This is a genomic window from Aneurinibacillus tyrosinisolvens (genome assembly GCF_001015055.1).
GTDB lineage: Bacteria > Bacillota > Bacilli > Aneurinibacillales > Aneurinibacillaceae > Aneurinibacillus_A > Aneurinibacillus_A tyrosinisolvens.
Genome location: NZ_BBWZ01000074.1, coordinates 1 through 12,820, shown reverse-complemented (window position 1 = coordinate 12,820; position 12,820 = coordinate 1). Strand labels below are relative to the sequence as shown.

Sequence of the window (12,820 nt, the reverse complement as noted above, 5' to 3'; positions counted from 1 at the left end):
CACCTGTTGAGGCAAAAAATTCATTACTATAGGAAAGTGTTTTTCATAAGAAAAAGCATGGTGTTAATATACACCATGCTTTTTCCATTTATATAATCATTGAACCAAATAATTAAATTAGTTATCTTTTAACACTTGGTAACCATTAAACTCAGTATGCAACTTTTTTGTCTTTCAACAAATCCTCCGATAATTACTTACTTTATTACTCAACCGTAACCGACTTCGCCAAATTCCTCGGCTTATCCACGTCACATCCACGGTGCAGCGCTGCATAGTACGAAATCAACTGCAGCGGAACCACAGACACAAGCGGAGCAAGCAGCTCATGAACTGCCGGAATCACAAAGCGGTCGCCTTCCGCCTCCAGCCCTTTCATGCTGATAATGCAAGGATTCGCTCCACGGGCTACAACTTCCTTCACATTTCCGCGAATGCTCAAATTCACATTCTCCTGCGTTGCCAGCGCAACAACCGGCGTATCTGTTTCGATCAGGGCAATCGGTCCATGCTTCAGCTCGCCACCGGCAAACCCTTCCGCCTGGATATATGAGATTTCCTTCAACTTCAGTGCGCCCTCAAGGCATACATAGAAGTCAACGCCTCTTCCAAGGAAAAAGCTGTTACGGTGAGCGGACAGGTACTCATCCGCGATTTTCGTCATCTCTTCCTTGCTGTCACACATTGTTTCCATAGCGTTTGCCACAATGGCAAGCTCTTTCAACGGATTAAATTCAAGCGTAATCCCTTTGGACTGCGCCACATCCACCGCAAGAATCGCAAGGACTGCCAGCTGGGCTGTATAAGCCTTTGTTGATGCTACCGCAATTTCCGGTCCGGCATACAGCGGAAGCGTGAAATCAGCCTCACGTGACAGCGTAGAACCTGGAACGTTTGTAATCGTAAGGGCTTTGTAGCCAAGCTTCTTAATCTGTACAAGCACCGCACGGCTGTCTGCCGTCTCCCCGCTCTGGGAGATAAAGATAAACAGCGGATTCTCGCTTAAGAGCGGCATGTTGTAAGCAAACTCACTGCCGATATGAACCTCTACCGGGATTTTTGCCATTTTTTCAATGAACTGTTTCCCGATAAGACCGGCATGGTAGCTCGTTCCGCTGGCTACAATATAAAGGCGGTCCGCTTCTTTCATTGCCTTGCGAATCGATTCATCGAGCTTAAGCTTACCGCTCTCATCCTGATAGTTCTGGATGATTTTGCGGATAACAAACGGCTGCTCGTCGATTTCCTTCAGCATGTAATGCGGGTAGGTGCCTTTTTCAATATCGCTTGCATCGATTTCAGCAGTGTACGGCTGTCTGGCAATTACATTGCCGTCCAGATCCTTGATGGTAGTACTTTCCTTTGTGACGATAACCATTTCTTTATCCATCAGTTCAAGGAACTGATCGGTTACTTGAAGCATAGCCATGGCGTCACTGGCCACCACATTGCAATCTTCACCAACACCCACAAGAAGCGGGCTTTTATTTTTCGCAACATAAATGGTATCTTGATCTTGTTTATCTAACAGGGCAATGGCATACGAGCCTTTTAATTGCTGCAGTGCTTTGCGGAAAGCTTCTTCGACAGAAAGGCCTTCCTCCGTAAATTTCTCAATCATTTGCACGATAACTTCTGTATCGGTTTCACTTATAAATTCGTGCCCCGATAAGAATTCACGCTTTAATTGTTCATAGTTCTCAATGACACCATTATGGACAAGTGTAAAGCGTGAGGTTGAACTCTGATGAGGGTGCGCATTCACACGGTTCGGGACCCCATGGGTTGCCCAGCGGGTATGTCCAATACCGATGCTTCCTTCACTGGCAGGATCAACAATTTCACGAAGAGCGGCAATTCGTCCTTTTTCTTTAAATACATGAACGCCTTCGTCATTTAATACCGCAATCCCGGCCGAGTCGTATCCTCTATATTCTAATTTCTCTAGACCGCGCAGTAAAATTTCTTTTGTATCTTTATCTCCGATATATCCGACGATTCCACACATAATTGTTTAGATACCCCTTTCATCTGAACAGGGGACACACACCGATCTTCTTTATTAAATTCGACAGGGTGTATCCCCCGTCATACCATTGTCCGTTAGTTTAGTTTCTCAATATCACTTTTTATACATACCCGAATAAGGCTCCTTTGAAACCTTTCTTTGAATCGTATGGACCGTGCTGTCCTTTTGTGCGGCAGGTCTCCCTGACGTTTTGTTGAACAGCCCTGCGGCAGCGGCCACTGCCGGGAGGTATCCGCCGAAATTTCGATAAACCTCCACCTCGTCAACCATTCCTGTTTCCGTCCGTGGAATGGTCCTGGCGCTTCTCTGCTTTATTCTGCATATGTCCCATTTATGGTGATTCCCTTAATTATCCACCGCCTTTCCTTCAATATGGATACATTACCACAAACATACCTAACCTACAACAGTAAATATGCGGTAAAAAATACAATATATTTTACGTACTCGCGCAAAAAAGAGTGCATAATGCAAGAAAAAAGGCAGGGGGCTGCTGGAAAGCCCCTGCCTTCTCGTTCTTGATTAAACAAGCTCTTTCTTTACAACTTCAACAATCCGGTCTACATACCCGGTTAATACCGCTTGATCTGGACCTTCCGCCATAACGCGAACGATCGGCTCCGTACCGGAAGGGCGGACAAGCACCCGGCCATTGGTGCCGAGCTTTTCTTCCACCTCTTCGATTGCCGCCTTAATTGCAATGTTGCCTGTCAGCTTTGATTTATCCACGACGCGAACATTAATAAGAAGCTGCGGGTATTTTCTCATCGTAGCAGCGGCCAGTTCAGATAATGGCTTCTGTTCTTCGATAAGTACATCGAGCAACTGGAGCGCCGTAAGCAGGCCATCTCCGGTTGTATTGTAATCGAGGAAGATAATATGCCCTGATTGCTCTCCACCAAGGTTATAACCGCCCTGCAGCATCTCCTCCATGACATAACGGTCACCAACGGCTGTTTGTTTTGTTTCCAGGCCTGCGCTCTCCAGCGCCTTGTAGAATCCAATGTTGCTCATGATGGTTGAAACGACGGTGTCCTTTTTCAGCTTGCCGCGCTTCTTCCATGACATCGCACACATCGCCATAATGAAGTCTCCATCCACCAGATTTCCGTTTTCATCGACCGCAATTAACCGGTCCGCATCCCCATCAAAGGCGAGGCCCAGCGCCGCCTGATGTTCAACAACCGCTTTCTGAAGGTTCTCAGGATGGGTAGAGCCGCAGCCCTGGTTAATATTAATCCCATCCGGATTGCAGGCCATTGTAATCACATCGGCTTCCATATCGGCAAACAATTGGGAGGCGAGTGAGGAGGCTGCGCCGTTCGCACAATCCACGATAACTTTTATATTGTCAAACCGGTTCACAACGGTTCCTTTTAGGAACTGGAGGTATTTCTGCGCCCCCTCTTTATAGTTAAGAACCGTTCCGAGCGCCGCACCGGTTGGGCGCGGCAGCTCATCCGTCGCCTCATCAAGCAGCTTTTCGATTTCCAATTCTTTTTCATCAAGCAGCTTAAATCCGTCGCCGCCGAAAAATTTAATCCCGTTATCTTCAAATGGATTGTGGGAGGCGGAAATCATAATTCCGGCATCCGCATCGAGGGCGCGAGTAAGATAAGCGACTCCAGGCGTAGAAATAACGCCGAGGCGCACCACTTCTGCTCCAATCGACTGCAGCCCGGCAATAATCGCCCGCTCAAGCATCGGACCCGAGATGCGCGTGTCCCGCCCGACAACCACTTTCGGTTTCTCATTCTTGCTTTCACGTGTTACAACATATCCGCCGTAGCGGCCTAATTTATATGCCAGCTCAGGCGTTAATTCAGTGTTGGCAACCCCTCTTACACCATCAGTTCCAAAATACTTACCCATGACTTTTAACTCTCCTCTCAGGACTTTGCCTGTGCATTACTAACAGCTTCCTTAATAACGACTGTCGCTCGTAAGTTATCCGGCGAGTTTATAAGGCTGACACTGGGTGGAACGCCCACCTTTACATCAACAGTATACTCTCCGGCCGGTTTATTGCTAACATCAATGGAAGCTTGCAAGGCGCTTCTATCCATGCCGGCCAATGCTTCCTCGGTACCTTCCAGTTCCAGTTTAATCTTCCCGGCTGCAGGTCCTGTAAACTCAATCGCCTTTCCTTCTGCAAGCCCGTTCACTTTAATTGGGACTTCCTCCGTCATTCTCGCTTTTGCCGTTTGAGGTGGAGCAGTGTCCCCCGGAACAGCTGCAGTTGGAGGTGGAGCTGCGCCTGTCTGGCTCACGCTTACCGCTGCACTGACAAACGGCGGTTCAATTCTTGAAATACCGCCCCGCAGCGGCATGTCCACCCTTACCGTAGATGATTGGTTTATTTTGCTTACATCAACGACGAGCGGGTAATACTGCAGTCCGGCAAGCTCTTCCGGCGGCCCGTACACTGTAACCTGGGCAGGTTGAGCCGTGATAGAGTCTACCTTATACCCTGGGGGTGGGGCGCCTTTCCTTATAATCTTCAACGGAACGACCTTAAATGGCAATTCCACAATTGGGATTTTCACTTCAGCAACCTCGGGTATGATTGTTGCATTAATAGGCCGGCCCTGTCGATCAAGCGCTCGGAGCGGAACCGTCATATCAATCGGCCCATTCGCTTCTTCCACATTAACCAGCGCTTGGATCAAAACAATGTCTTTTACCCGGCTTTCCGGAACGGTAACCGTTACTGTTTGCGGGTTAATGACAGGTTCCCCGGTTTTGTAGGCTCCCTGGGCTTTTCCGACAACCGTCACCCGGATGTTCTTTTCTACCTTTTTCAGTTCTTCAATCGTAACCTGAACATTTTTCGGCTGTATTTGCACCGTCAGTCCGGGGGGGACCCCTTCGATTTTAACGGGTACGGTATATTTCCCGCTGCCATAGTGCCGCAAATCAATATATACACGATAATTACCCGGCGTGAGCAGGGAATTAAAAGCAAGTAAATCCTGGCTTCCCCTCAATTCCACCTGGACGGCCGAAGGAGCATTAACAACAAACTTTCTTTCATCGTACCGCGCCTGCAGGGCCACCTCGCGTGTGGCGATTTGCTGTTGTCCCTCGCTCGGAACATAGGGAGCGCGGTCGTTATTGACAACCATCCACAGCATAATCGCAAGAAGCAGCGAGGTGGCTTTTACAATTGAGTTATTATTCAACCACTTATCCATTGTTCCTCACCTTCCGTTGCCAGATCGATGTGCTGGTCCTCGCTGGCGATGTGAGTTTTTCAATGAGAAGTTTTTTTAACCTCTCTTCTGTGTAGTCACGCAGGATTTCTCCATTCATCGTCACAGACACCTGGCCTGTTTCCTCCGATACAACGAGAGTAAGGGCATCAGACACTTCACTTAATCCAATCGCTGCCCTGTGCCTTGTCCCCAGTTCTTTTGAGATGGTCGGATTTTCAGACAACGGCAAATAACACCCCGCCGCCATGACCATATCCTTACGCATAATCACGGCTCCATCATGCAGCGGAGTATTCGGAATAAAGATGTTAATGAGCAGTTCAGAACTGCTCTTGGCTGTCAATGAAATTCCGGTCTCGATGTAATCTGACAATCCCGTCTCCCGCTCAATAACAATAAGAGCGCCGATTCGCCGTTTGGCCATGTAAAAAATGGCTTTTACGACCCCTTCAACCGAATTGATTACGGTTTGTTCCTCCACATTTGAACTTCGCGCAAAAAGGCTGCCACGTCCAAGCTGCTCCAATGCGCGGCGCAATTCCGGCTGGAAGATAATAAGGATGGCGAATACACCGTATGTAAATGCCTTATCCATAAGCCATTGGAGGGTACGAAGATGCAGGTAAGAGCTGGCCAGCATCGCGACAACAATAACCATAATTCCTTTAAACAGCTGCAGCGCGCGCGTTCCACGCAGCAAAATAATCATTTTATAAATAACATAGGTAACAATCAGTATATCAACCGCATTAGTGACATAGCTGAGAATATTTCCGGTAATGTCCCCCATTCGCAAGTTCCCCCTTTAAGATGGGAGGGTTGATGCAAGAAAGCCCGCGTGCTTTACGGCTCTTTCTCGTTTCCCAGCACTCTTCTATCCAAGTATATATTTTTTTTCACATCCACGCAAAAAAGACACGGTGCTTCCGTGCCCTTCCCGCTCTTCATTCTACCCTCTACATAAGATAGCTGACAATCCTTTTCGTATTATACCATATCCATTCTAAAGCTTTATTAATTTCCTGTATATCTCCCGAAATGTGGGCAGTAGAAGCCATATACACTTCTCCGTCTATCGCTACGACGTTGCCCTTTACTTCTCCGTCCACCTCAATGTTGCCGTTGCGGACGACAATATCTCCTTCAATGGTTTGCCCGGCGGGAACAATCACCGTATGCTTTGCTTCATCCACCTTCAACTGTTGCGAATGAGGAGCGGAAAACTCAAACCGCCCTTGTCCTTGCGACCAGGTGGACATGATGCTGCCGGCCATCAGCACAACAAACAACGAGGCGGCAACAAGGAAAGGATGTCTCTTTAAGCCGCTTTGCCAGCTCACTCTCCGTTTTTCCTTAGGTATGTTTAACATTACACTATTGGTAAAGCCTAGCGGCGCTTTCGTATGAGATAAGCTTTGCACGAAAGCAATCGACTTCTTCAATTCGTAAAAATGCTGCTTGCAGGCGGTACAGTCCGCGATATGTGAACGAAGCACAGCTTCCTCTTCTCTGCTTGCTTCCTGATCCAAATACCGGTGAATAAGATGACTAATCTCTTTGCAAGTCACAGGCTTCTCTCCTTCCTCTTTGTTTACATAAACCGAAGTTTTTTACGCAGTGCCTCACGACCGCGATGAATCCTGGTTTTTATGGTGGATATGGGGAGTCCGACCACATCGCTGATTTCCTGCAGGCTTAAATCTTCAATATAACGAAGCAGCATAACGGCCCGGTATTTCGGGTTAAGCCCCATAATCGCGCCCTGTACTTCTTCCTGCAATTCGTCAGTAAGCAGTTCTTCCTCCGGTCCCTTTCCCGTGTCCGCAAGGCGGTCATGCCACACAGCTCCATCTGCTCCAGTAATTTCTGCATCAAGGGAGAGATTTTTCTTTCTTTTTCTAATTGCATCGATGCTGAGATTTGAGGCAATCCGGTATATCCAGGTGGAAAATTTATATTGTGGATCGTAGTTATCCAGGTTTGCATATACGCGCAAAAATGTCTCCTGAGCTACATCCTCCGCCTCCTGCCTGTTGCCAAGCATACGGTAGGAGATATGGTATACCTTGTCTTTATACAAATCCACAAGTTCTGAAAAAGCGGCGCGATCACCTTTTTGGGCACGCTGGATAATCCGCTGCTCAGTAAGTTCCATTACTCCACATCCCTAAAATCAGTTTCCTGTATCTTATGTACGAAAAGCGTACCGCTTTGGTTTCAAAAAAAAGAGAAAAGGTCGCCCTTTCCTCTCTTCCTTCTCCACTATTATAGTAATTTTTCTCCAAATAAGGAACCCATTAAAGCAACGGCTACAGTAGCTGTTTGATTCATGTTGTCAAGAATGGGGTTGACCTCAACGAACTCGGCGCTTGTTACCACATTGGCTTCCGCGAGAATTTCCATAGCGAGGTGGCTTTCACGGTAGCTAATCCCTCCGATCACAGGCGTCCCGACTCCCGGACAGTCATGGGGATCAAGGCCGTCAAGATCAAGGCTTAAGTGGACACCGTCCGTACCATCCGTTACAATTTTGAGTACCTCTTCCATTACCTGCGTCATTCCCAGACGGTCGATTTCATGCATCGTAAAGACTTTAATGCCAAGTTTTCTAATAAAATCACGCTCGCCCGGATCCAGTGAACGCGCTCCGATAATAACAACATTCTCCGGCTTAACCTTTAGATCGGCTCCTCCGATCGAAGTCAATCTCTCATGCCCATAACCAAGGCTAACAGCAAGCGGCATGCCGTGAATGTTCCCCGAAGGCGATGTCTCGGCTGTATTTAAATCTCCGTGCGCGTCATACCAGATGATTCCAGTATTTGGCTTATACTGGAGTACCCCGGCAATCGTTCCAATGGCGATACTATGATCACCGCCAAGGATGAGGGGGAAATGCCCTTTTTTCATTTCGCTTGCTACAGCATCTGCAAGTTCAGTGCTGACTTGAACAATTTCATCTAGATACTTCAGATTTGTTCCAGGCGTACTGTACTTCTCAGGACGGCGAACAACGAGATCTCCCTGATCGTGCACCTGGTAGCCAATTTTTTCTAATCGTTCTGTAACACCGGCATACCGAATGGCGCTCGGCCCCATGTCGACGCCGCGACGATCCGCTCCAAGGTCCATCGGCACCCCAAGAATAGATATATTTGAGTTAATGTTTGGATTCATAATATGTAAGCCCTTCCTTTTATCAAGATACTCTTATTTTATCCTTCTTAAGACCAATGACTCAACTCGACAGTTTTATGAATGGTTATACACAGCGAAGGATTCAGAAACAATAAAGAAGAAAAAGGAAGCTGTTTAGCTATTTACAAAATCGGGTAAAAAATAACGTTTATAACCGGGAAGAAGCGGGGTGTCTAGTGATTACATTTTCTTCAGTTTCTAAGCAGTACGAAGACGGAACAAAGGCGGTTCATTCACTTGATTTTACAATTGAGAAGGGAGAGCTATTTGTTTTAATCGGGCCAAGCGGCTGTGGGAAAACAACGACCATGAAAATGATAAACCGCCTGATTGAGCCAACACAAGGAACGATCACCATTGGGGGCCGTGATATTCGCACGTACAATGTACAGGGCTGCGCTGGAATATCGGGTATGTGCTGCAGCAAATTGCCCTTTTTCCCCACATGACGATAGCCGAGAATATCGCCATTGTCCCTGAGATGAAGGGATGGAAGAAAAAACAAACAGATGAACGGATTAATGAGCTTCTGGACATGGTCGGACTTGCTCCGGGAATATACAGGGAACGTAAGCCTGCGGAACTTTCCGGCGGCCAGCAGCAGCGCGTCGGCGTTGTGCGTGCACTGGCGGGTGACCCGGAAATCATCCTTATGGACGAGCCATTCAGTGCTCTGGACCCGATAAGCAGGGAACAGCTCCAGCAGGACATTCAAAAGCTGCAGCTGGACATTAAGAAGACGATTGTATTTGTTACCCACGATATTGATGAAGCGATGGCACTGGGAGACCGGGTCTGTCTGATGAGAGCGGGAGAAATCGTTCAGCTGGACATACCGCAAAATCTAATTCTTCATCCTGCCAATCCATTTGTCCAGGATTTTATTGGCGACAGGAAAACACCCTGGCTAACGGCTGTGGATGTGCTGTGTGATCCACATAGTCCCCATCTGGTTTCATGGTCCGCATTCAAGCAAAATCAAATACCGGCTGTTTCTCCTCTTTTTGCAGAAGATGAAGAAGGAAAGCTTGCCGGGGAGTGGATAGGCGGCGAATTGGTACATAATCCTCCTGTTCTGCAAAACGATATGAGGCTGCATGACGCCCTTTCCATTATGGAAAAGTACAACAAAGACGCACTGCCAGTTATAAAACACGGGAAGATTCAAGGCGTACTCTCTTATAAAAATATCGTGGCCTATCTCGCTTCTAAAAACAGGCAGGAGGTCGGCACCCGTTGATTCATTCCATTCTTTTACTCATCGAAAAAAATAAAGACATTCTTCTGGCAACAATATGGCAGCACTTATGGATTTCTTTAGTTTCTCTCCTGTTTGCCGTTATCATAGCCCTGCCCCTTGGCATTTATTTAACAAGACGAAAAAAGGCGGCAGAATACATTATTGGCGTTACCGCCGTTTTGCAGACAATTCCGAGTCTGGCTTTGCTCGGCTTTATGATTCCTCTCATTGGAATCGGCACGTTTCCGGCCGTCATCGCACTCACTGCCTATGCGTTACTTCCAATCTTACGGAATACATACACTGGAATTACAGGAGTGGACCCATCCTTGCTTGAAGCTGCGACAGGAATGGGCATGGGTTCATTTCGGCGCCTCCGCAAAGTAGAACTTCCGCTTGCCATGCCAACCATTATGGCGGGGGTACGAACCGCTATGGTTCTCATTGTAGGGACGGCTACACTGGCGGCTCTTATCGGGGCCGGTGGCCTGGGGGATTTAATTCTAACGGGCATCCAACGGGCAGACAATGCTTATATTTTATTAGGCGCCATTCCTGCCGCTTTGCTGGCCATTTTCTTTGATATCATTCTGCGCGTTACGGAGAAACAGTCTCTTCGCTCTTCATTCAAACCAATGGCCGCCATCGTAGTTATCGCACTTGTTGTTATTGTCTCCCCGCTGTTTACAAAAGGGGACAAAGCGGATCTTGTACTAGGAGGCAAGTTAGGTGCAGAACCTCTTATCCTAATCGAGATGTATAAGCAGCTAATCGAAAGCAACACCAATCTTACGGTGGAATTAAAGCCTAATTTGGGAGGAACGGACTTTTTGTTCAATGCACTGCAGAAAGGGGACATCGACCTGTATCCTGAATTTACCGGAACGGCAATCGTGAGCCTTCTTAAAGAAAAGGCAGTGAGCAATAATTCTGATGAAGTATATCAGCAGGCGAGGCAGCAATTAGCACAAAAGCTTAACTTAACGCTTCTGTCCCCGATGAAATACAACAATACATATGCGCTTGCCATGAAGCAAGGTATGGCGAAACAGCTGAATGTAAAAACCATTTCTGATTTAAAACCTTATGCAGAAAAAATTAACGCCGGCTTTACGTTTGAATTTAAGGACCGGGAAGATGGCTACCAGGGTGTTAAAAAAATGTACGGTTTAACCCTTCCCAACATTAAAACAATGGATGCTGGCCTGCGCGCCAAAGCCCTTGAATCCGGCCAGGTGAATCTTATTGACGCCTACTCAACGGATGGATATATGATTGAGTATCATCTTGTAACGCTGAAAGACGATAAAAATTTGTTTCCGCCTTACCAGGGGGCTCCGCTGCTCCGCACAGAAACACTGCAGAAATATCCGGAGTTAGAAGGTGTATTAAATCGGCTTGCGGGGAAAATAACGGATGAAGAAATGCAGGAAATGAATTACAGAGTGGATTATAAGAAGGAAGATGCAGGAACAGTGGCTAGAGAATACCTGGAGAAGAACGGTCTGCTCGGTAAATAGTGATGTTCGAAAAAAGCGAGGGAGAAATAAATCCCCTCGCTTTTTTATTAATGCGGCTATGTTAGGGCTGTAATGTTCAATAAATTGTTTGTTATAATATTTACTATATTTGTTGTACAAAAAATTTCCTTCGTCTATATTAGGTAGATATCATGCCAAATTGAGGTGGTTGTTTTGTTTAGTGATGTGAAAATTGAAGAATTAAAATCAATTGGAGAACATATTGATAAGCTTTCGGAGCTTCTGGTAAAGGTAGTAGAGGATGGTGCGTCCATTGGTTTTCTGCCACCAATGGAACGCTCAGAGGCAAGGAAGTATTGGGAAACCGTATTAAGACCTGAAGTGATTCTATTTATAGCTAGAATAAACGATGAGGTAGTCGGAAGTGTTCAGTTGCATTTATCCACGAAGCAGAACGGTAGTCATAGAGCGGAAATTGGAAAATTAATGACACATCCTGATTTTAGATGTAATGGAATTGGTCGTTCATTAATGCAAGAAGCTGAAAAAAGAGCAAAACTAGAAGGCAGATCTCTTTTGATCCTTGATACAAGAGAAGGAGACCCCTCTAATCACCTCTATACTTCAATAGGTTTCGTTGAATCGGGACGGATCCCTGAGTATGCCAGGTCAGCCAGTGGGGAACTGCATGCAAGCGTTTTTTATTACAAGTCTTTTTAGTACAAAGAGAAAAACATTGCGGACATGATATACTTTTCTATAACAAAAAAACGCCATCATGGCGTCCTTCGATAAATAATAATGGAGCGGGTGATGGGAATCGAACCCACGTATTCAGCTTGGAAGGCTGATGTTCTACCATTGAACTACACCCGCTTAATGAAATGATGGTCGGGAAGACAGGATTTGAACCTGCGACCCCCTGGTCCCAAACCAGGTGCTCTACCAAGCTGAGCCACTTCCCGATAACCATGGCGTGCCCGGAGAGACTCGAACTCCCAACCTTCTGATTCGTAGTCAGACACTCTATCCGATTGAGCTACGGGCACATCTTATTTATTTTTTGGTTAAAAAAATGGAGCGGACAACGAGACTCGAACTCGCGACCCCGACCTTGGCAAGGTCGTGCTCTACCAACTGAGCTATGTCCGCATCTTTTGTGTTTTGTTAAAAAAATATGGTGCACCCTCAACGGGTACTACTGATTTCCTCTGAACAAGGAAGCTGATTCGACGTCGTACAGATGAAGATAGATGGTGCGGGTGGAGGGACTTGAACCCCCACGCCGAAGCGCTAGATCCTAAGTCTAGTGCGTCTGCCAATTCCGCCACACCCGCACATGAATAATTATTGTCCCTTTCGGGCCCCGCAAAAGTATTAGGAATAAGCTACGAAGCATCTGCTTCACTTTTGTGGGTAATATATGGTGAGCCATACTGGACTCCGAAGCGCACGACGCGCGAGGTTCTGCGTTAGGCACAGGATGTGCCTGCTTTTAGCAGAACTTCCTCTCTGGTGAGAGTCCAAAGTGATGAAAGGTACGATTGTTTGCCTTTAATCATGGTATGTTTTCCATATAAATGGTGAGCCATACTGGACTCGAACCAGTGACACCCTGATTAAAAGTCAGGTGCTCTACCAACTGAGCTAATGGCTC

At 46.8% G+C, this 12,820-nt stretch carries 11 protein-coding genes, 6 tRNA genes and 1 pseudogene; 4 read left to right on the top strand and 14 right to left on the bottom strand.

Annotated features, from left to right (window positions below; all coding sequences use genetic code 11):
• Window positions 1-205: 205 nt before the first annotated feature.
• The 8 genes from glmS to rocF form a co-directional block, all read right to left on the bottom strand.
• Window positions 206-2,008: a glutamine--fructose-6-phosphate transaminase (isomerizing) gene (gene glmS / locus MBEAL2_RS27355; RefSeq protein ID WP_047155370.1), complete on the bottom strand. Its 1,803-nt coding sequence runs from the start codon at window positions 2,006-2,008 to the stop codon at window positions 206-208.
• A 114-nt stretch (window positions 2,009-2,122) separates the two neighbouring features.
• Window positions 2,123-2,299 carry a hypothetical protein gene (locus MBEAL2_RS32135; RefSeq protein ID WP_161798315.1) on the bottom strand — a complete coding sequence of 59 codons (177 nt, stop codon included), beginning with the start codon at window positions 2,297-2,299 and terminating at the stop codon, window positions 2,123-2,125.
• A 252-nt stretch (window positions 2,300-2,551) separates the two neighbouring features.
• Window positions 2,552-3,901, bottom strand: a complete 1,350-nt coding sequence (glmM, locus tag MBEAL2_RS27350; protein WP_047155369.1) for a phosphoglucosamine mutase — start codon at window positions 3,899-3,901, stop codon at window positions 2,552-2,554.
• Between the two features lie 17 nt (window positions 3,902-3,918).
• Complete coding sequence (locus MBEAL2_RS27345; RefSeq protein WP_047155368.1) at window positions 3,919-5,223, bottom strand: CdaR family protein; 1,305 nt, start codon at window positions 5,221-5,223, stop codon at window positions 3,919-3,921.
• Entirely contained in the window at window positions 5,216-6,034 is an 819-nt protein-coding gene (gene cdaA, locus MBEAL2_RS27340) for a diadenylate cyclase CdaA (protein WP_047155367.1), read from the bottom strand. Before cdaA ends, MBEAL2_RS27345 begins: the two co-directional genes overlap by 8 nt.
• 166 nt (window positions 6,035-6,200) lie before the next feature.
• On the bottom strand, window positions 6,201-6,812 hold the full coding sequence (locus MBEAL2_RS27335) for an anti-sigma factor family protein (protein WP_047155366.1): 612 nt from the start codon (window positions 6,810-6,812) through the stop codon (window positions 6,201-6,203).
• Between the two features lie 23 nt (window positions 6,813-6,835).
• Window positions 6,836-7,399, bottom strand: coding sequence for an RNA polymerase sigma factor SigW (gene sigW, locus MBEAL2_RS27330; protein ID WP_047155365.1), 564 nt, complete (start codon window positions 7,397-7,399; stop codon window positions 6,836-6,838).
• 110 nt (window positions 7,400-7,509) lie between these two features.
• Window positions 7,510-8,409: an arginase gene (gene rocF, locus MBEAL2_RS27325; protein ID WP_047155372.1), complete on the bottom strand. Its 900-nt coding sequence runs from the start codon at window positions 8,407-8,409 to the stop codon at window positions 7,510-7,512.
• A gap of 209 nt (window positions 8,410-8,618) precedes the next feature.
• Here rocF and MBEAL2_RS34245 point away from each other — a divergent pair.
• From MBEAL2_RS34245 to MBEAL2_RS27310, 4 genes and pseudogenes are all read left to right on the top strand, one after another.
• Window positions 8,619-9,049: pseudogene (locus MBEAL2_RS34245) on the top strand (ATP-binding cassette domain-containing protein); the annotation flags it as partial.
• Window positions 9,050-9,094: 45 nt separating this feature from the next.
• A complete protein-coding gene (locus MBEAL2_RS34240; protein WP_369405545.1) occupies window positions 9,095-9,682 on the top strand; it encodes a CBS domain-containing protein in 588 nt (195 codons plus the stop codon).
• Window positions 9,682-11,202 (top strand): ABC transporter permease/substrate-binding protein, encoded by a 1,521-nt coding sequence (locus tag MBEAL2_RS27315; RefSeq protein ID WP_047155371.1) that lies wholly within the window; start codon window positions 9,682-9,684, stop codon window positions 11,200-11,202. The genes MBEAL2_RS34240 and MBEAL2_RS27315 overlap by 1 nt, the downstream gene beginning before the upstream one ends.
• Before the next feature lie 174 nt (window positions 11,203-11,376).
• Window positions 11,377-11,883, top strand: a complete 507-nt coding sequence (locus MBEAL2_RS27310; protein WP_152667952.1) for a GNAT family N-acetyltransferase — start codon at window positions 11,377-11,379, stop codon at window positions 11,881-11,883.
• Between the two features lie 82 nt (window positions 11,884-11,965).
• Here the strand turns inward: MBEAL2_RS27310 and MBEAL2_RS27305 are convergent.
• The 6 genes from MBEAL2_RS27305 to MBEAL2_RS27280 form a co-directional block, all read right to left on the bottom strand.
• Window positions 11,966-12,039 (bottom strand) — tRNA-Gly (locus MBEAL2_RS27305).
• A gap of 12 nt (window positions 12,040-12,051) precedes the next feature.
• Window positions 12,052-12,128: transfer RNA gene (locus tag MBEAL2_RS27300), tRNA-Pro, on the bottom strand.
• A gap of 7 nt (window positions 12,129-12,135) precedes the next feature.
• A tRNA-Arg gene (locus MBEAL2_RS27295) sits at window positions 12,136-12,212 on the bottom strand.
• 27 nt (window positions 12,213-12,239) lie between these two features.
• Window positions 12,240-12,315, bottom strand: a tRNA-Gly gene (locus MBEAL2_RS27290).
• A 102-nt stretch (window positions 12,316-12,417) separates the two neighbouring features.
• A tRNA-Leu gene (locus tag MBEAL2_RS27285) sits at window positions 12,418-12,500 on the bottom strand.
• A gap of 244 nt (window positions 12,501-12,744) precedes the next feature.
• Window positions 12,745-12,820 (bottom strand) — tRNA-Lys (locus tag MBEAL2_RS27280).